This window comes from Streptomyces sp. NBC_01142, from assembly GCF_026341125.1.
Classification (GTDB): domain Bacteria; phylum Actinomycetota; class Actinomycetes; order Streptomycetales; family Streptomycetaceae; genus Streptomyces.
Genome location: NZ_JAPEOR010000003.1, coordinates 413363 through 433532, shown reverse-complemented (window position 1 = coordinate 433532; position 20170 = coordinate 413363). Strand labels below are relative to the sequence as shown.

The following is a 20170-nucleotide window of genomic DNA, read 5'->3' as shown; positions in this document are numbered from 1 at the left end:
CGGGCGACTCGGCCGCCCGGAAGGGGGCCTCCTGGCGGACTCCGGCCGACATGCGGACGTGCGTTCGACCGGCTGCCGGTGCGCCCAGGCGTCGTCGCACACCGCGCGTAGAGCCCGGAGCCGACGGGAATCGCTTCTTCAGGGCCGATGTCACAGCCGCGAGGTGAGCCGAATCGTTCACCTGCCGGGGGGCGCCCGCTCCGGGGCAAGGATGCAGTACCGGGAGCCGTAGCGCCGCCCCGGCCCCCGGGCGACAGCCCCTACGAACTTGGAGCGCTGAGTACAGATGAGCAGCAGCCCCGCCGATGCCCCCAATCCCCTGCCGGCCGGTCCCGGCAATGGGCCCGCCGTCTCTCGTCAGGAGTTCGACGCACTCTTCGATGCGGTCCGCACGTGGGGCCGCTGGGATGCGGCCGACCGCGGCGCCTGGAACAGGGTGACATCGGGTCATGTGCAGCGGGCCACCGCCCTGGTCCGGTCCGGGACGGTCGTGCCGATGGGGCTGCCCTGGAACACCCGGCCCGGCCCGGACAACAGCAGGCCCGCATTGCATTACATGTCCGACCTCGGCGACGTGGAGGCCCCGGAACCCTCCACCCACAAGGACTTCCTTGCCGTGGATTACCACGGCAAGGGCGTGAGCCATCTCGACGCGCTGTCACACATCGCCTACCGGGGGCAGCTCTACGACGGCCGCGCGGCGCGCGAAGTCGTTGATGCCCGGGGTGCCCGCTTCGGCGCGGTGTCGGCGCTCGGGCCCCTCGTCACCAAGGGCGTACTCCTCGACCTGCCCGCCGTCCTCGGGATCAAATGGCTGGAGCCCGGCCGCGCACTGCACGCGCAGGACATCATCGCCGCGGAGAAGGCACTCGGTGTGACGATCGAGGACGGCGATGCGGTGTTGCTGCGCTCCGGCCGCTTCCGGCGTCGCCGGGAAATCGGCCCCTGGAACCTTGACGCGGCGAGCGCGGGCTTGCACGTGGACGCCATGCCGCTGCTGGCCGAGCGTGCCATTTCCCTGCTCGGCGGCGACGGGGACAGCGATGTACGACCCTCGCCGGTCGAAGGCCTGCACTCTCCGGTCCACGCGCTCGCCATTGCCGCCATGGGGGTGCCGCTGCTGGACAATCTCGACCTCGAAGCACTCTCCGCCGACTGCGCCGAGGCGGGCCGTTACGCATTCATGCTCGTGGTGACGCCGCTGAACGTACCCGGCGGGACAGGCTCGCCCGTCAACCCAGTCGCGGTCCTGTGATGGCCGGCCGTCACCGTCGCCTCGCCCCGGCCGCCGATCATGGTGGACGCCGGCCGGCTCTTTCCGACCACCGACCGCCGGATTACAGTACGCACTCCTACTATTCACCCAAAACGTGAGGAATATACTCAAATGGAGATCTGGTGATCATAAAGTCCGTGAGGGAAGTGATGTAGATGGGGGTCGTGGGAGACCGCATCGGCCCCGTACGCCCCCGCGAGCGGTTTCTGTACGGCGAGTCGGTCGAGGAGGGCGTGAGAAGTCCGATTCTGAGCTCGTGGCAGCGCTGCCGGCTGCTGGGTCTCTCACCGGATCAATCCGAGCTCCCCTACCGGCAGGATTTCGATCCGGACAGTCAGCTCGTCCGCGCGGCCGGGCCCGTGCTGGACCGACTGCGATCCATGTTCGCGGGCAGCCAGATGAACATCTGTCTCGCCGATGGACACGGCACGGTGCTTGAACGCCGTTTCGGGGAAGCGTCCTTGGCCCGGCGTCTCTCCCCGATTCAGAGCGTCCCGGGCTTCGTGTTCGCCGAGCAGTTCGCCGGGACCAACGGCATCGGACTCGCGCTGGCGGAAAGGGATCTTTGCCAGGTCTACGGTGCCGAGCACTTCGCCGAGCGCTCTCAGTCGAACGCCTGTTGTGCAATCCCCGTTCGCGACCAGCTCAGCGGGCGCATCGAGGGCGTCCTCTGCTTCGGCTATCCCCTCACCGATGCGGACCCGGCGCTGGTCACCGTGATACGCGACGCCGCCGAAGCCATCGAACGGCGGCTGATGGAGCAGAGTTCGGCGCGAGAGCGTGGCTTGCTGCGGGCATATCTCGACGCCAGGCGCCTCGCGGGGACCAGCGAGGCCACCAGGAACGGGCACCTGATCGCAATGGATGAACTGGTCCAGATCGGGCTGGACCAGCGCGATCAGATGATTCTCTTGGAGAAGGCCACCGAGCTGATCTCCTCGTCCCAGCGGGCTGCCGTCGAAGTGTCCTTGTCCCACGACCGGCGGGTCACCCTCATGAGCCGTCCGGTGACCAGCCCATCCGGGGTGGAGGGCATCGTCATCGAGGCGGTTCTTCCCAACGACTCGCCGCAACCCCGCGTCGCCGCCCCGACTCGCGCAGGCCGGCCACTGGGCCTTGTCGCGCAACATGCCACCACCTCCGCCGACCCGTCGTCCGGGCACCTCCCCGGCGCCGGCCCTTCGTCCGGGCACCTCCCCCGCGCCGCAACCGGCCGGGCCGCCACGACGGTCCCTGCGCCCGTCCCACCTGGCACCGACGACTCTGCCTACGGCTCGGCCAGGGGGCTGGTGCTGGTGGGCGAGCCGGAAGTAGGGAAGTACGCCGTTGCGGCCCGACGCCGCCTGGAGCTGCTGGCCGAGGCCAGCACCCGCATCGGCACCACCTTGGACGTGAGCCGCACCGCCTGGGAACTCGCCGAGATGGCGGTCCCGCGCCTGGCCGACTTCGTCACCATCGACGTGCCCGAGGCCGTACTGCGCGGCGAGGAGTCCGCCGACCCCAGCACGGACCTGCACCGTACGGTGGTCCACGGCATCCGCGAGGACTGCCCCTTCTACCCGGTCGGCGAACGGGTGGACCTTCACCCGGCCACGCCCCATCTACGGTGCCTGGCCAGCGGACAGGCAGTGCTGGAACCCGATCTGAAGTCCGCCGCCGGCTGGATCGCCCAAGAACCCGAGCATGCCGAGCGGATCCTCGCCCACAACGTGCACTCCCTCATCTCCGTCCCCCTGCTCGCGCGCGGCGTCCTCCTGGGCATCGCCAGCTTCTACCGCTCGCAGGATCCCGCCCCCTTCGGGGACGACGACCGCTCACTGGCCCAGGAACTCGCCGCCCGCGCCGCCCTCTGCATCGACAACGCCCGCCGCTACACCCGCGAACACACCCTGGCTCTGGCGCTGCAGCGCAGCCTGCTCCCGCGCGGCCTTCCCGAACAGGACGCCGTCGAGGTCGCGCACCGCTATCTGCCCTCCGAATCCGGAGTGGGTGGCGACTGGTTCGACGTCATCCCTCTCTCCGGCACCCGCGTCGCCCTCCTCGTCGGCGATGTCGTCGGCCACGGACTGCACGCCGCCGCCACCATGGGCCGGCTGCGCACGGCCGCACGCAACTTCGCCGAACTGGAACTCGCCCCCGACGAACTCCTCACCCACCTGGACAATCTCGTGGTGCGCCTGGACCGGGAGGAGGGCGGCGAGAACGCTGCGGTCGGCAGCACCGGCATCGTCGGCGCCACCTGCCTGTACGCCATCTACGACCCCACCTCGGGGCAGTGCAGCATGGCTCGTGCCGGCCACCCTCCGCCCGCGCTGGTCGACCCCGACGGCACCGTGACATTCCCGGACCTACCCGCCGGGCCCCCTCTCGGCCTCGGCGGTCTCCCCTTCGAAACGGCCGAAATCCACCTCTCCGAACACAGCCAGCTGGTCCTCTACACCGACGGCCTCATCGAAGACCGCCATCGCGACATCGACGTGGCCCTCGACCAGCTGCGCCACGCGTTGCCCCACCCGGACCGAACGCCCGAGGACACCTGCCAAGCGGTCCTCGACGCCGTGGCACCCGACCACCCCTGCGACGACATCGCCCTGCTCGTCGCCCGCACCCACACCCTGCCCCCGGACCGGATCGCCACCTGGGAGCTGCCCACCGACCCGGCCCTCGTCTCCGACGTCCGTGCCGCCGCCGTCCGCCGGCTCAGCCAGTGGGGACTGGACGAGTCCGCTTTCGCCGCAGAGCTCCTGCTCAGCGAGCTGGTGACGAACGCCGTCCGCTACGGCACCGGGCCCATCCAGGTACGCCTCATTCACGGCCGCACCCTGATCTGCGAGGTCCACGACACCAGTAGCACCGCCCCACGCCTGCGCCATGCGGCCACCACCGACGAGGGTGGCCGTGGCCTGTTCCTCGTTGCGCAGCTCGCCCAGACCTGGGGCACCCGCTATACCACCGACGGCAAGGTCATCTGGGCCGAGTGCGCCCTGGACGCGGCGTGACCTCCACCGGTCGCAGCCGGGAGGCGCATGAGGAGACCGCCTCCCGGGCAATACGCCCATTGGGGTCAAAGGGGTCAGCGATATGCCGGAAGTGCGGCACCATCTCCCAGTAGCATCCCCCATGCAGTCGGGAAGAACCCGGAGGCCGACCCCCGGAGAAGTCCGTGCATGACGCTCCCGACACTTCGATGAGCCCACCCTCACGCTTCGGTGGAGAACCCCTTGTCCGCGTACGCGGTCTCAGCAAGCGGTTCGGCGGCACCCCCGCGCTCGCCGCGGTCGACCTCGACATCCACGGCGGCAGCGTCCTCGCCCTGCTCGGTCCCAACGGCGCCGGGAAGTCCACCCTCATCAAGGTGCTCGCCGGGGTCCACCACGCCGACGAGGGCGAGGTGACGGTGGCCGGGCATCCGCTCGGCACCGACGCCGCCACCCGGAAGATGTCGTTCATCCACCAGGATCTCGGCCTCGTCGAGTGGATGACGGTCGCCGAGAACATCGCACTGGGCACCGGCTATCCGCGCCGCTGCGGACTGGTCTCCTGGCGGCAGACGCGAGAGCGCTGCGCCGAGGCCCTGGGGATCGTCGCCGGGCACCTGGACGCCGACGCCCGGATTGCCGACCTCGCCCCCGCCGAGCGCTCGCTGGTCGCCATCGCCCGCGCCCTGGCGACACGGGCGGAGCTCTTCATCCTCGACGAGCCGACCGCCACCCTTCCCGCCGCGGACTGCGCCCGGCTCTTCGACGTACTGCACGCCCTGCGCGACCGAGGCCACGGCATCCTCTACGTCAGCCACCGGCTCGACGAGGTGTACAAGGTCGCCGACACCTTCGCCGTCCTGCGCGACGGCCACCTCGTCAGCCAAGGTCCGCTCGCCGGCCACAGCCCCGCCCGTCTGGTGCACGACATCGTGGGCCGCGAACTGGCCGGCCACCGGCCCGCCACCACCCCCTCCGGCGGCCCGCCCGTCCTGAGCCTCGACAGCGTACGGACCCCGTACAGCGGACCGGTCAGCCTGGAACTGCGTGCCGGTGAAATCCTCGGCACAGTGGGCCTGACCGGCGCCGGCCACATGGACCTGGGCCGCGCGCTCGCCGGTGCCCAGCCGATCCTCGCCGGGCGGGCGCTGCTCGACGGCCGCCCGTACCGCCCACGTACGGTCGCCGCCGCTCTCGACTCCGGCGTGGGCTTCGTGGCCGGCAACCGTCAGGAGGAGGGCTGCGCCGCCGAACTGACGGTACGGGAGAACTTCCTGGCCAACCCCCGGGCAGCCGGTGTGCCGCCGTGGCACTGGATCAGCCCCCGGCGCGAGCGCGCCGAGGCCACCGCCCTGATCGATCGATTCTCGGTGCACCCCCGCGACTGCGAGGTCCCGATCGCCACCCTTTCGGGCGGCAACCAGCAGAAGCTCATGGTCGGCCGGTGGCTCCGGGTGAGCCTGCGCCTGCTGATCCTCGAAGAACCGACCGCCAGCGTGGACGTCGGCGCCAAGGCCGCGATCTACCGGCTGATCGACGAAGCGCTGGCCGCAGGCCTGGCGGTATTGCTCATCTCCACCGATTTCGAGGAGGTCGCCACCGTGTGCCACCGCGCCCTGGTGTTCGCCCGTGGGACCGTGACAGCCGAGCTGACCGGTGAAGACCTCACCGTCAGCAAACTCACCCGCACCGCCTCGGCCCTGCCCGCCATCACCGGAACCGCAACGAGCCGGTGACCCCCTCCCCCTCGCCTCGATCCCTGCCGGGCTTCCTGCGCGGGCACCTCATCGGCACCTACGGCCTCCTGGCCCTCACCACCCTGCTCTTCCTGATCTTCTCCGTCACCCTGCCGGACACCTTTCCCACACGGGACAACATCTCGTCGATCCTCTCCAACCAATCGATCCCCGCCATCCTCGCGCTCGGCGCGACGATCCCCATCGTCACCGGCAAGTTCGACGTGTCCATCGGCTACGGTCTCGGCCTGGCGCACGTGATGGTGATGCAGCTCATCGTCAACGAAGGCTGGCCCTGGCCGCTCGCCTGCCTCGCAGTAGTCCTCGGAGGGGTGGTGGTCGGCGCTCTCAACGGTGTCATCGTCGAGTTCGCCCAGATCGACTCCTTCATCGCCACTCTCGGCACCGGCAGCATCATGTACGCCTTCACCGGCTGGATCACCGACGGAACCCGGATCGTCCCTGGACCGCAGGGCCTGCCGCCCGCCTTCACCGACATCTACGACTCCAGGTTCCTCGGCCTGCCGGTACCCGCCTTCTACGTCCTCGCCCTCGTCGTCGCCCTCTGGCTGGTGCTGGAGCGGCTGCCGCTCGGCCGGTATCTGTATGTCATCGGCTCCAACCCCCGCGCCGCCGGCATCCTCGGCATCCCCACGCGCAGGTACTCCGTCTACGCCTTCGCCGGATCGGGCCTGTTCGTCGGCTTCGCCGGTGTCCTCCTCGCCGCTCAGCAGCAGACCGGCAACCCGAGTGTCGGCCTGGACTACCTGCTGCCCGCCTTCGTCGGCGCCCTGCTCGGCTCCACCGCGATCAAGCCGGGCCGCGCCAACGCCTTGGGCACCCTCGTGGCCGTCGCCGTCCTCGCCATCGGCCTCGCCGGCATCGGCCAGCTCGGCGCCCAGTTCTGGGCCACCCCGCTGTTCAACGGCGGCACCCTGCTCATCGCCGTCGGCCTGGCCGGCTACTCCGCCCGCCGCCGACTGCGCACCGGCCCCACCGCGACCCGCCAGTCACTCGCAAAGCCGTCGGCTGCACCGACGAAGGACGGCACCCCCTAGTGTCTCGTGATTCTGTTCATGTCAGTTCGAGTTGTTATTGACGAGTTTCTTCACGTTGGTCGCGACGAGTCGGACCTTCGCGAGGACCTCGCCGGAGGTCGCGGTCCAGGTGAACGGTTTCGCTGTCGTGTTCCAGGAGTTGATGTAGTCGCGGATCTGTTTGATCAGGACGTTGACGCTGGAGAACGTGCCGCGGCGGATGGATTGCCGGGTGAGGATTCCGAACCAGATCTCGATCTGGTTCAGCCACGAAGAACCGACGGGAGTGAAATGGAAGTGGACTTGCCGGTTCTTGACCAGCCACTCCTTGACCTCGGGTGTGGTGTGCGTCGAGAGGTTGTCCAGGACGACATGGATGTCCTTCCCGGCGTACGGTTTCACCGCCTTCTTCAAGAAGGCCAGGAAATCCTTGCCGTTCCGGGTCGGCCTGCACTCGCCGAGCACTTCACCGGTGGTCACGTTCAGGGCGGCGAACAGGTTCGTGGTGCCGTGCCGGACGTAGTCGGCGGTGCGCTGCTCGCTCGCCGCGAAGGCGACCGGCAGCACCGGCTGGGTCCGGTCCAGAGCCTGGATCTGCGTCTTCTCGTCGATCGAGAGGACCACCGCGCCACCCGGCGGAGCCAGATACAGGCCGATCACATCGGCCACTTTCTCCGCGAACGCGGGGTCTTTGGAAATCTTGAAGGTACCCAACCGGTGCGGCTTCAGGCTCTCCTCCCGCCAGACGCGCGCAATGTAGTGCCAGGACACGGTGATGTTCTCGGCCCGCTCCAGATACTTCGCCAACTCCCGCGTGGACCAGTGCGAAAGCCCCGTACGGTCCGGCGGCGTCATGCGCGTCAGCGCAATCACCCGGGCCCGCACCCGCGCCGGCACCTGCTCCCGCGCGCCACCAGGACGCTCACCTTCCAGCCCGGCCAGGCCCTGCTCGGCATAGCGGATCTTCCAGCGGTCCACGGTCGGCAGCGACACCCCGAGCAGCTCGGCAATGTCCTTGCGCCGACGCCCCTCACTCGACCACAGCACGATCCGGCCCCGCGTTGCCATGTCCGCAGGAACATCCCGACTGTTCACCAACTCCCGCAACTCGGCGGCCTGTTCCACGGAGAGCTCCACACCAGAAGACCCTGCCATACAAGATCAAGTAACGCTGACGGAATCACGAGACACTAGAACACTGCGTAACGCGCACCTGCGTCAGGAGCACCGTGTACTCGCACCGAAAGACCACCCTCACCGCCGCAACCCTGCTGGCACTGGCCGCCACCGTCGTTGTCGGTTGCGAGCGCGGCCCGTCGACCGGCACCGGGCCGTCGAAGGCCGGTTGCCCCGCCAGCCTCGTGAAGGCCAAGGCGGCCGTGCAGCAGGCCGAGAACACCAACGTCTCCTGGACCGGCCCCACCAGCGGCCCCACAGCGGTTTCCGGCAAGACCGTCGTCTACGTCGCGCAGACCATGACCAACCCTGGCGTCGCAAGCGTCGCGAAGACCGTCGAGGAAGCCGGGAAGGTCGCTGGATGGAACGTCCGGGTGATTGACGGAGAGGGCACCCCCGCCGGCATCCAGGCAGCGCTCAGCCAGGCCGTCACCCTCAAGCCCTCGGGCATCGTCATCGGCGGCTTCGACCCCAACCTGACGTCGCAGCAGGTGGCGCGGGCGCAAGCGGCGCATATCCCGCTCGTCGGCTGGCACGCGGTCCGTCACCCCGGCCCGAGCAAGAACCCCCGGCTCTACACCAACGTCACCACCAAAGTGGAGGACGTGGCGAAGATCAGTGCGGACTGGGTCATCGCTCGGTCCAACGGCAATGCCGGAGTCGTCGTCTTCACCGACGACTCGATCCCGTTCGCCAGGAACAAGTCCGAACTGATCAAGCAGGAGCTCGCCACCTGCTCCGGCGTGAAGCTGTTGGCGTACGAGAACATCCCGATTCCGGACGCGAGCCACCGCACCCCCCAGGAGGTCTCCTCCCTCCTCTCCCGCTTCCAGAACCGCTGGACGTACTCCGTCGCCATCAACGACCTCTACTTCGCCGACGCCGCCCCGGCCCTCCGCGCTGCCGCAAAACCGGGCTCCGGCCCTCCCTTCAACATCGCGGCGGGCGACGGCGATCCCTCGGCCTTCCAGCGCATCAACAGCGAGCAGTTCCAGGCCGCCACCGTCCCCGAGCCGCTGTCCCAGCAGGGCTGGCAAATCATCGACGAGTTCAACCGCTCCTTCGCCGGCCGGGCCCCCAGCGGCTACGTCGCCCCCGTCCACATCGCCACGGCCGCCAACAGCAGCGGGGCCACTTCCTGGAATCCGTCGGGTTACCGCGAGGCCTACCGGGAGATCTGGCGCAAGTAGCGACCTCATGCACGGTCTGCGTCGCGCCGGAACAGCGTCACGTGAGCGTCAGAACCCCGAACGCGGCATCAGCACCACTCGTCACACCAGTTCAAGGACAGCAGGTCAGCCCAGTTCTCCGAGAGGCAGGAGGCTGTCCACTTCGAGGAGGAACCGCGCCCGGGTGTCCTCGTCGAGCACCGACGGCTTGATGACCTTGACGGCCACCTGCTGGCCGGCCGCCGACTCGCCGAGGTAGACCCGCCCCATGCCGCCGGCGCCGATCCGGGACACCAGGGTGTATCCGCCGATGGTCTGCGGGTCGTCGTCCCTCAGTGGCTCCAGGGGCTGCGGACCTCTCCTTGTGGTGTCGAAATGCCCGGTCCCGGCCCGCGCGGTGGCTCCGCGCACTCCCCGGGGTCGCGCCCCCCGAAGTGTATGCGAGGGGTGGTCGCGGCCGGCGTGGTACGAGCTCCCCCAGGGGCGTCCGGTGTCCGGCTCACAGGCCGTGCTCGTCGAGGAGCCGCATCAGGTTCCGCCTGCGCTTGTAGGCGGCGCGCAGTGCGGCGACGTACGTCGTGAACTCATCCTGAGTGCCCAGGTGTTGATGGCAGGCGCGCATGCCGAGGAGCAGGCTGGTCACCTGCTCGTAGACGCCGTTGCCCGTCTCCTTCAACAGTGGTTCGATCAGGCGCAGGTAGACGCGCAGCGCGTCGGCGGGACGATCGACGCGCGACCGGTCGGCGAGGGTGAGCCACTGCCGGTCGTGGGCGCCCGTCTCGGTGGCGGCCTGCCAGGCGGCGTCGACGTCCCCGTCGTCGAGCAGGGCGTCGAGCAGGACCGGGCCGCCGTAACGGTACGGCGTGCGCTGTTCGGCGTCGGCGCGCAGCAGGGCGAGGGCGGTGTCGCGTTCGGCGCCCCAGCGGTCGGCGGCTTGCGCCACCGTGCGCAGCTGCTGGTACGCGGCCAGGGTGCGGCGGGCGGCGAAGTGGTCCCGGCGCACGGCGACGGCTTGCGGCAGCCGGCCGGCGCGAGAGTGGCGTTCGCAGAGGTAGTCGATCAAACCGGTGGCGACGAAGGCAGGGCCCTCGGCCTCCTCCACGCCGCGCTCCGCCCAGCGCGAGGCCTCGTCCGGGCGGCCCGCGGTGTCCAGTTCGCGGGCGATGAGCAGATGAGTGCTGCCGTCCGGAGCGAGGTCGGCAGCATGGACGGCGACCACCGCGTCCACATCGCCGCCCGCCTTGGCCAGGCGCTCCATCAGGTACTTCTCTGCCCAGCCCGTGCGGTTCGCGCGCCAGGCCTCGGCCGCCAGCCGCCGTACGGTGGCCATCCCCCGTGCTTCAAGGACATCCTCGTAGTCGAGCGGGTCGATGCCGGTGAGATCGTCCACGTCACCGAGCAGGTGCTCGACCAGCCAGAGCGCCAGCTCCTCCGGGTCGGGGCGCGTCGCACGGCACGCGTGCAGATGAGCTTGGGCGAGGTCGGCGCCGACCTCGCCGAGGCACCCGTCGGAGTCGTCGATGCTCTCCTGTACGGCGTGCAGGAGACGCATCGCCTCCCGCGAGAGGGAGAGCGCGTCGGCGGCCCGGCCGGCGGAGGACAGCGCGGTGATCGCGGACACGGCCTGCGCTGCCTGGTCGGTCGCCGTAGGCGCGGGCGTCGGCGTATTCGACGTATCCGTACTGGGCGAAGGGGCCGATGTCCAGGAGCTCGCGTACCCGGGCGCGTACCTCGTCGAGATCCCCGCGGGCACTGGCGGCGCGCAACTCCAGGCGGCGGCGCAACTGCGGGTCCTCGCCGAGCTGTTCCCGTACGAGCGCGAGCAGCTCCTCCCGGGACAGCGCGGCCAGCCACGCGTCCAGGCGCTGGGTGCGGGTCCGGACCCGGGTGCGCTGCTCCGGCAGGTTCTCCGCGCGGGACAGCGCGGTCAGGCCGACCGCCACCAGGTGCTTGCAGAAGTTGCCCTCCAGGCCGTACGGGCAGTCGCACTCCCCCGAGGGCGCGTCGCCCCCGTCGAGGGACAGCTCCACCGCGTAGGGGTGTGTCCCGTGCACGGTGGCGGTGATCCAGCCGTCACCGACCTCGGTGAGGGTGACGGCGTCCAGATACTCTTGGGCCCTCTCGAAGGAGCGCGGGCCGGCGATTCCGCGCAGGCCCGTCTCGGTGAAACCGGTCATCTTCCCACCCTTCCTACTGCCTTCGGCCTCTCTCGACGGCTCGCGATTCCCGATCCGCTCGGAGTGACCATGTCCGCCGACGGGCTGACGCCACCGGGCCTTCGCCCCGACGCGCGGGTCGTCGTCACGCGAGGTCGGTCAGCAGCGCGTCGAGGACCGTCTCCTCCTCGACGCGGACGCCCAGTTCCAAGAGAGCCTGCGGCAGGGCCGGGTCCCAGGGAGCCTCGGCCGGCCGGCCGGCGAGTGGCAGACCCTCAGGGCCCGCAAGCGCCGCCGCGGTGCGGTAGTCGGCGGCCGTGTAGCGCCACGGCTGCCAGGGGACGCGGCGCAGCAGTGCGGAGGCGATGCGGAGCCCGCCCCAGTCGAAGTCTCCGTGGTAGAGAAGTGCCGCTCCGCCCTCGTGCAGATGGCGCAGGAGGGCAAGCGCTGCGGCGGACGGCTGGCCCTGGAGGCACACCAGCGGGGCGGAACCAGCCCTGTGGGCGCCGGCTGCCGCCGCGAGCACCGCCGGGTTCTCGCAGATCCGGACTGCCGGGGCAGAAGCAGCAACGGGGTGGCGGATGAGCTGGCGGAGGGTAAGGACGGATGGCTCGCCCGCGTCGGCCATCCAGTCCAGGGCAGGCGTGCCCCGCAGGTTCAGGGTGAGGACCGTCGAGGACAGCTCGTCGCGGAGCAAGCCCGCCGACGCCCACGCCTCCCGGCGCCATTCCGCGCCCGACCCGTCGGGAAAGCCCGTCAGCGCTCGGATGCCCGAGAGAGTGAGCGTGGCCAAGGGGGTGCCAGCGTCCAGGGCGTGGGCGCCGCCGAGCAACCGGGCCGCGAAGGCGGGAAGCGAGACGGGCGGGTCTGCGGGAAGGGCACTCAGGGCAGTGGCGACTTGACCGAGGAGGCCTTGAGCTGCGGCAGGTGTGCCGGCGAGGCGGCGTACCAGGCCGTCGCCACGGAGCCGGTCGGCCCATGGGGCAAGGCCCGGGATCTGGTCCGCGAGGGCGTCGATCACGGCGTATGCCTCCTGCCAGACACGTTCCTCGGCGTCACGGGCCGGGCCGAGCAGGACGATTGGCCCGGTGAGTGCGACCACAGCGGGAGCCAGGCCGTCGGGGCTGATGCCAGAGCGGCGCAGGACGGCATCCACCTCGTCGAGCCGGACGGTCAGGGAGCGCCCGCCGCCGGGAGAACGGCCCAACAGCCGCTCGGCCGCCACCCGTTGGGCCGGGGTGGGCGCGCTGAGGGAGACCGGCCCGGTGAGGAGCTGCTCGCGCTCCAGACGCCGACGTGCCCGGTCGACCAGCCAGTGGAGCGCGGGGTCGCCCAGCAGACGGCGCAGCCGGCCGGCATCGACCGGGGCCGCATCGACGCGACCCGCATCAACGCCGACAGCGTCGCCCAGGTCCGCCTCGACCGGCGCAGCGCCGGATGTCAGGTCCACAGAGGCTCCGCTCCCACCGCTTCCTCCTGCGGGGCCGACTCCGCGTTCTGCGACCGCACCGGGTCTTCTCGGCGGAGCCGCCGGTTGCCGTCCCATTCCCAGCGGGTGACGAGTACCGCCGCCACCTCGTCGATCCGCGAAAGCTGGGCGATGGCGACGCCGGGCACCTGCGGATAGCAGGCCCACTCCCGTTCACTCGTCATCACCACGTCCAGGTCGAACGCGTGCAGCAGGCCCAGGCACTTGGCACGCGAGTCGTCGTCCACTCCCGCGAACGCCTCGTCGAGGGTGACCAGGCGGGGTGCGTACGGGCTGCCCGCGCTCGCGTAGTGCGAGGAGGCGGCGGCGAACAACGGCACGGACACCGCGAGGACCCGCTCGCCGCCGGAGGCCGGGCCGGTGGCCGGGACCCAGCGGCCGTGCTGGTGCCGCTCGACCCCGAATTCGTGCCAGGCGCGATAGTCGAGCGCGGCGGTGAGGTGCTCGAGCCAGCTGCCGGACGTGTCGTCCGTCTGCTGCCGGGCGATCTGTGTCTGGAGGAACTCGCCCACCGCCGTCCGGTCCTCCGGGGTCCAGGCGTCGGCGGACTGGCGCAGCCGCTCACGGGCCGGGGCAAGGCCGGAGGGGGCCTTGCGGGAGGCCCGCCAGACCAGCCGCAGTTTCATGCCGGTGGAGGTGGGGCGGTCCTCCAGCTCGGCGTTCATGTCGCGCACCTGTCGTTCGGCGGCCCCGATGAGCTCCTGGAGGGTGCCCGCGACCTCGGTGATCAGGTGGGTTTCGAGGATCTCCCGTTCATGGGCCGACAGGATGCGGGTGAGTTCGCCGACCTCCGCGGTGAGTGCCTCGGCGAGTTCCGGTACGGCACGCTCGCGGCCCTGGTAGACGATGTCGACGACCATGCCGTCCTCCACCATCCGGGCGGAGGCGGTGTGCCCGTGCCGGGACAGAGTGTCCTGCAGGGTCTTGAGTTCCTCGCTCAGCCGGCGCTGTACGCGTTCCCAGGCCCCGTCCGAGTCGTCGGCCGACGCCAGCCCCGCCTCGATGGCACGGGCGAGCGCGATGGCGGGCGTAGCCGCCCAGGGGCCGTCACCCTGGGCCGGGACCTGGAGATCCGGCAGGGCGACGGTGATCAGGCCGGTGGCGGTGAACCGCTGGAGCCCCGCGATGGCTTCCGCACGCGCCTCGGCCGCTTCCGCGAGGCCCTTCTCCAGCTGCTCGATGCGGCCTTCGGCCTTGCTCGCCTCCCGGTCCGCCTCGGCATGGCGCTGCCGGGTGATCTTCTGGTCGGCCTCGCACCGCCGCAGGGCATCGGCCGTCTCGGTAAGTCGTCGTTCGAGTTCGGCGACGGCCGCTCCGACTGTGGAGCGCAGTGTCGTGTGCCGCTCGTCCGCCGCCGCGGCCTCGCGCCCGGCCTCCTCGGCCCTCAGCGCGAGTTCGGCGCTCCGCTCGCCCGCCCGTCCGGCCTCAGCTCTTTCCTCCTCCGCTTGAAGGGCCGCTTCGCCCCGTTCGCGCAGGGTCGGCCACAGAGCTGCCAGGGCCACGGCGAGAGCGCCATGAGCCTGCCGCACCTCGGAGAGGCCGGCCTGGTCGACGGGCAGACCGAGTTCACCGGCGGTGTCGGCGAGCTCGGTGGCGGCCCGTTCGGCTCGCCCTGCCGCCTCCAGGAGGTCGGCGGCGCGCAGTTCGCGCCGCGAGCGGGCCCGGCGCACCGACTCGACGGCAGCGGTCACCTGGGCGTGCGCCCGGGTGAGGGGGCCCTCGTCGGGTACCCCGGCCAGTTCGGCGTCAAGGGTACGGCGGCGCGCGGCCACCGCCTCGGACTGCGCCGTGGCACGGTCGGAATCCTGCTGGAGCAGTTCGAGTTCAGTACGCAGAGCGGCGAGACGGGTCCGCCGCGCCGCCTCCCGCGCCCCCTCGCCGACGTACTCGGCGGCGGGTTTGGCCCAGCGGCCGACCAGAGCACCGACGCGGAAGCACCCGTCCCCCCCGACCCAGGTATCGGCTCCGCCGTCCCCTCCCACGCCGATGGCGGCGAGCAGCCGTGCCACCGTGTCCTCGCCCACCGCCGCGGCCTGCGCGTCGCCGCCGTCCACGGCCGGGCGCAGCAGCCCCCCGAGCGAGGGTCCGGCCACCGGCTCGGTCGTCGGGGAGAGGAGTACGTCGTGCCCGTCCGCGGCGAGGGCGGAGCCGTCGGGAAACACCCAGGCGTCCAGCAGTCCGGAGGCTTCCAACGCCGCCTCCAGTCCGGCGCGCTCCTGTTCCGGAAGCCCGTCGTTGAAGTCCACCAGCCGCCACAGCGGTGCGCCGGAAAGCCGCTCGCGCAGGCCGGGCGTGCGGGTAGGCGGTGGCTGGGGGCCACGTCGGCCGCCTGACTCCAGCGTGGTGATCTCCTCGCGGACCCGGCCGGCACGCACTGCCAGCTCCGTCGTCCGGCGCGCTGCATCGGCCGCCTCGTCGGCCAGTTGCGCCGAGGCCGCGCTGTGGGCTCGTGCCGCCTGCACGCGGGCCGGGTAGGGCCCGTCGAGGTGCCGCGTCCACTCCTGGAGTTCATCGAGCAGGCCGGCCAGGTCGGGGCAGGACAGCTCGGTCCAGGTGCGGGCCTGTTCCCGTACGTCGTCCAGCAGAGCCCGCCCCGCCCGTGCGGCGGCTTCCTCCAACTGGCCCTGCGCCGCGGTGGTCTGGCCGAGGTCGGCTTCCGCCTCGTCGAGGCGGACGGATGCCTGCCGCTGCCCCTGGGCCGCCCGCTCAGCCGTCTCCGCGAGGTCCTCCGCGTGGGCGAGCGCACGATGCCCGCGGTCCATCGATCGCTCCGCCGCGCTCCGCAGTTCAGTCTCCGGCAGCCCGTCGTCCCCCGGCAGGTCGATCCGTGCGGCAACGGCCACCTCCCGTGCCTGTCGGAAGGTGTCCTCGGCCAGCCGGTCAGCGGCGCGCAGCCGGTTTTCGGCTGCGCCGAGCCGCCCGAGCGCCCGGGTGTACAGGCCCGCCGCCTGGTCCCGGTCGTCCCGGGCCCGGTTCCGGGCGCGGTCGGTTCGCTCCGCCTCCTTGGCTGCTTGCTCCAGCTCCCGGGCACTGCGCATCTCGGGTCCCTCGCGCAGAGCCGCGTCCTGGGCCCGCAGGCGCGCCTGGGTCTCTTCCAGGGCGGCGATCCGTTCCTCTGCCGCCGCATGTGCCTCCTGGGCGCGGGTCTGCTCGGTCTGGGCCTCGGCAAGGTCCCGCTGAAGGTGCTCGTATCGGGAGTGCTCACCGCGCGGGAGGCGGGCGCGCCGGCGGGTGGCGATCCTGGCGTAGCGCCGGTAGTGGTCCAGGAAGGCTGCGGCGGCCCGTTCGGCCGCGGAGGCGGCCGCCAGTTCCTCCTTCTCCTCGTCCAGGGAGCGGAAAGCCTCGGCCACGTCCGCGATGACTGCCTGGTCCATGGGCGGCAGGGCCTCGGTGAGGGCTCGGGACAAGGCTGCCTCGTTGGGGCGCTTGGACAGCTGAGGCTGGCGCAGCTGGATGAGCAGGTCGACCAGGGCGCCGTACCGCTGCTCGCCGAGTCCGAAGAGTGCCTCGTCGACAGCCCTGCGGTAAGTCTTGGCCTGGTCGTACACCATGCCGTGCCCGGCGACGGCCTCGGCGAGCCGGTCCCTGGACAGGGCAGTGCCCGTGGCGTCGAGCAGGCTCAGGGACGTCTCGGCGGTGGCCCCGGGGCCGTGGTCGACGCGCTGGCTGGTGAGCGCGTACCAATGGCGTGCGATGCCCCGCCCGCTGACTGCCTTGAGTCCGCAGAGCAGCGTACGGAAGTGCCGCACGCCGCTGGTCTCGTCGAGCCTGCCGAACTCGATCCAGGTGTAGCCGAGCCGCTCGGAGTGCGGATGCTCGCCACCGAGGAGCAGGTTCCACTCCATCCGCTTGCCCGGGTCGCCGTCGGGTTCGACGCGGCGTGAGCTGAGGTCCCCGTCGAGCAGGAAGGGCAGGGTCAGGGCGAGCACCTTGGACTTACCGGTGCCGTTGTTCCCACGCAGCAGCAGCCGCCCGTCCTTGAAATGGAATTCCTCCACGTCGTAGTGGAAGAGGTCGACGAGGCCGATACGCAGGGGCTGCCAACGGGAGCGCAGGGGATCGGGGAGGCGGGTCATGGCTTGCTGGCCTTTCGCTGCGCGGGCATACGTGCGGTGCCGGGTTCGAGTACGACGGTCTCGCCGACCGCGTACCGGGCGAGGGCCGGGCGCGGCGCCACGCCATGAGCCGTACGGGAGACCAGCCCGAGGGCGGCGAGCCGGGCGACGGCCTGTTCTGCGAGTTCGGCTTCCATGCCGGGCTCCCGCGCGGACTTGGCCCAGAACCCGCCGTGCTCGGCGGCGAGTTCCCGGACTCTGAGCGCCAGCTGGTCGGTGGCGACAGGGCCTCCCGCCGCGGCCAGGTGCTCGGCGAGCAACAGCGTGACGTGACCGTGGGTTCCCTGCTCGGGCATCCGGACGTCGGTGAGGTCGTCGTCCGGGTCGACCATCGCGATGCCTTCGGCCCGCACCTCGGGGACCAGTCCGGTCAGCTCGGTGATGCGGGCGGTGAGGAATCCTCGCTGCCGGGTGAGGTAGCCGAGCTCGGCGTCGGTCAGCTCGTCGTAGTACAGGACCGGGTCGTCCAGGAGCCTGCGGGTCAGCGAGCGCCGCATCGCGCGGAAGCGCAGTTCGTCGCTGTCCAGAGCGGTCTCGGCGACGAGTTCGGCGAGGCGGTCCGCGAGAGTCTCGGCGTGCACGGTGGAGGGGCCGCGGCGTGCGGCGAGCAGCCCGGCCAACACTCGCCGTTCCACGTCGTACAGGACATCGCCGGCTCCGCTGACGTACGCCTCCTCGTCGCCGGCGACGCGCCGCAGCACACCGAGGCTGAGCAGGAGCCGTACCACGGCAGCGAGGTCGAGGCGCTCGTCGCGGCGGTCCAGCGTGAACTGGATACCCACCCGGGCGAGGTGAGGGTCGGCGGCGTCGAGGACGACCTGATCAGCAAGGCGGCCGAGCGCGATCTGGGCCTCGCCGCGTTCGAGGGCGGCGAGGGCGAGGCAGAGCAGGACGTAGCGGCGCCGCGTGAACGGGGCGGCTGCGCGGGTCGCCTCGCGCGCGGGGTGCGTGGAGTCGCTGAGGACGCCGGGTATCTTCCGCAGGCGAGCGGCCTCGGCATCCGTCTGAAGTGACCAGCCGGTATTGCGGTCGAACCATTCGCGCAGTTCGGAGGCGTGCCGGCGGACGAGGCGGAACTCGTCGGCGTACCGGCCGTGGGCGAGCAGGAGAGGCTGCCTGAGCAGGGCGCGAGCCGCCTTGCGGAGGTCGGCTGCGTGCTGGCCGTCGAGCACCTCGGCGAGCGGAGTGCTGTTCACCGGTCGTCGCCTCCGTCCGTCAGGTCGATGATCTCGATGAGGTGGTCGGGACCGCGGAAGACGCCTCCAGCCGTCCGGATGTCTGCCGTTCCGCCGTCGGCGAGCGCGCTGAGCCGGATCTCCATGGAGCCGTCGTTACTGGTGGCCACGGTGTGGCGCATACCGGGCCGCCAGGTGGCCAGCGCGTCGCCGAGCAGCTGGAGGAAGAGCCCGAAAGACGCGGGGTCGAGTTCACCGAGTCCGGAGAGCCGGGTGATTCCGTCGGTGACGAGCCGAGCGCGTGCCGCCGCGGTCTCGGCAGCCTGCTTGGCGGCGACCTCGGCGAGTCTGCGGCGCGACTCCTCCCGGTCCTCGACCTTGCGAGGCTTGCCGCGCCGCTCGTAGCTGCCGGTGCGGCGCAGTTGGGGACTGATCCGCAGTGGCTCGGCCTCGGCCCACGGAGTGGCGGCGGGAACCGGCATCGCTGCGCGGGCGGCGAGGGTGTCGGCGTCGACTGTGAGATGTCGGGCGGGGTACAGCCCGAAGGCGGTGCGCCACAGCCGGTGCCGAGCGTCGTCGTCCAGGGCCTCGGCGAACCAGCGTGCGAGGGTACGGAAGTCGGCGGACCGGTCGGAGCGCCCGGCCCTGCGCTCGTTCAGCGACCGTACGACGGCCAGGAGCTGAGGAATCGCGCCGAGGGCCCGGCCGCGCAGCAGCCTGGCCTGCGACTCGCGCCCCTCCCGGCTGATGAACCACGCTGCGAGCCCGGCCCAGCGCCCGGCCCAGCGGTCGTACGCCTCCCGCTCGGCGTGCTCCGCCTCCTCCGGCGAGGCGTCGACGGCCTCACGGGCTGCGGCCGCCCGCAGTAGCGGCTCGATACTCCCGGCGTCTTCCAGTTCCAGGATCAAGCGGGCGATCCGCCCGCCAAGGGTGATCAGGTCCTGGATGAATCGCTCCAGGTACTGGATGAGCCGGTCCTTGTAAGCGAGGAAGACTTCCTCTTCCACGTCGTGGAGGTCGATGGTCCGCTGCAAGGACCCCATGAAGGCGCGGGCGTTGTCGGCAAGAGCGGCGAACCGACTCGCCAGCGCGTCAAGCGCCAGGTGCGTTTTGGCCTGATCCGGCTGTTCCTCGGCTGCCAACACGAGGAGGGCCCTCAACTGGGTGACGATGTCGTGCAGGGCGACGGCCTGCAGCGCTCCACGGCGCCCGAGCGCCTCGTCGTACACGCCCAGCGCCTCCTCGGCCGCTTCTCCGGCCCGGGTGAGCTGATAGATGAACCGCTTCCGGTAGAAGTCCTCAACGGCGGTGACACGCGCGGTGTCGGGGTCTGCGCGGAGATTGCCCCAGCCGACGAGGCTGTCCAGCGCTTTGACCACAACGTCCAGCTCAGCGGGTCGCGCCTCGGTCGGCAGGTCGGCATGCACGTCCTCGGGACGCAGATGTACCGCGAACCGCTCTTTGGCGATGACGAATACCCGGATCACCTGACGGTAGAAAGCCGTGTTCTGGACGGTGAGGTGGGCGAAGGGGCTGTAGCCGTCCGGTCGTGGTTCCGGGGCGGTGGTGGTGACGGTCATTCCGGCCATTGTCCCGCAGCGGACAGAGTCGCAGACAGGGACGAAGGTACTTGGCTGATTTACACCGCAATGCGATCTTGCATACCGTTTCACCGAGCTCCGGGAGTTCGAGCCGGTGAAGATCGTTCCCGTCATGACAACGCCGAACTCGGGCCGTTATCGACGACCACTGCGGGCGAGGCCCGGACCCACTGCGCGCTCCCAGGGCGGGTTCCACCCTTCGCAGCTCTCCGACCTGCCCACCAGCCCAACTGACAACCCATCAGAACGTGCGTCACGTATG

Annotated in this window: 11 protein-coding genes and 1 pseudogene; 5 read left to right on the top strand and 7 right to left on the bottom strand. The window is 70.9% G+C overall.

Going from position 1 to position 20170, the window contains the following annotated elements; translation table 11 throughout:
- Window positions 1-286: 286 nt before the first annotated feature.
- From OG883_RS36060 to OG883_RS36045, 4 genes are all read left to right on the top strand, one after another.
- Window positions 287-1255, top strand: a complete 969-nt coding sequence (locus OG883_RS36060; protein WP_266550729.1) for a cyclase family protein — start codon at window positions 287-289, stop codon at window positions 1253-1255.
- Window positions 1256-1431: 176 nt separating this feature from the next.
- Window positions 1432-4275, top strand: coding sequence for a SpoIIE family protein phosphatase (locus OG883_RS36055; protein WP_266550728.1), 2844 nt, complete (start codon window positions 1432-1434; stop codon window positions 4273-4275).
- A 164-nt stretch (window positions 4276-4439) separates the two neighbouring features.
- Complete coding sequence (locus OG883_RS36050; RefSeq protein WP_266550726.1) at window positions 4440-5990, top strand: sugar ABC transporter ATP-binding protein; 1551 nt, start codon at window positions 4440-4442, stop codon at window positions 5988-5990.
- On the top strand, window positions 5987-7048 hold the full coding sequence (locus tag OG883_RS36045; RefSeq protein WP_266550724.1) for an ABC transporter permease: 1062 nt from the start codon (window positions 5987-5989) through the stop codon (window positions 7046-7048). Before OG883_RS36050 ends, OG883_RS36045 begins: the two co-directional genes overlap by 4 nt.
- A 21-nt stretch (window positions 7049-7069) precedes the next feature.
- Here the strand turns inward: OG883_RS36045 and OG883_RS36040 are convergent, their stop codons facing one another.
- Entirely contained in the window at window positions 7070-8182 is a 1113-nt protein-coding gene (locus OG883_RS36040; protein ID WP_266540984.1) for an IS630 family transposase, read from the bottom strand.
- 74 nt (window positions 8183-8256) lie between these two features.
- Between OG883_RS36040 and OG883_RS36035 the strand changes: the two genes are divergently transcribed.
- Entirely contained in the window at window positions 8257-9393 is a 1137-nt protein-coding gene (locus OG883_RS36035; RefSeq protein WP_266550722.1) for a substrate-binding domain-containing protein, read from the top strand.
- 105 nt (window positions 9394-9498) lie between these two features.
- Here the strand turns inward: OG883_RS36035 and OG883_RS36030 are convergent, their stop codons facing one another.
- From OG883_RS36030 to OG883_RS36005, 6 genes and pseudogenes are all read right to left on the bottom strand, one after another.
- A complete protein-coding gene (locus OG883_RS36030) occupies window positions 9499-9783 on the bottom strand; it encodes a hypothetical protein (protein WP_323181035.1) in 285 nt (94 codons plus the stop codon).
- Window positions 9784-9871: 88 nt separating this feature from the next.
- Window positions 9872-11549 (bottom strand): annotated as a pseudogene (locus OG883_RS36025) (SWIM zinc finger domain-containing protein).
- A gap of 124 nt (window positions 11550-11673) precedes the next feature.
- Window positions 11674-12978: a TIGR02679 family protein gene (locus OG883_RS36020; RefSeq protein ID WP_323181034.1), complete on the bottom strand. Its 1305-nt coding sequence runs from the start codon at window positions 12976-12978 to the stop codon at window positions 11674-11676.
- Complete coding sequence (locus OG883_RS36015) at window positions 12969-17093, bottom strand: TIGR02680 family protein (RefSeq protein WP_266550720.1); 4125 nt, start codon at window positions 17091-17093, stop codon at window positions 12969-12971. The genes OG883_RS36020 and OG883_RS36015 overlap by 10 nt, the downstream gene beginning before the upstream one ends.
- The gene (locus OG883_RS36010; RefSeq protein ID WP_266550718.1) at window positions 17090-18328 is read right to left on the bottom strand and encodes a TIGR02678 family protein; all 1239 of its coding nucleotides are present in this window, start codon (window positions 18326-18328) and stop codon (window positions 17090-17092) included. The genes OG883_RS36015 and OG883_RS36010 overlap by 4 nt, the downstream gene beginning before the upstream one ends.
- A complete protein-coding gene (locus tag OG883_RS36005; RefSeq protein WP_266550716.1) occupies window positions 18325-19887 on the bottom strand; it encodes a TIGR02677 family protein in 1563 nt (520 codons plus the stop codon). The genes OG883_RS36010 and OG883_RS36005 overlap by 4 nt, the downstream gene beginning before the upstream one ends.
- Window positions 19888-20170: the final 283 nt, after the last annotated feature.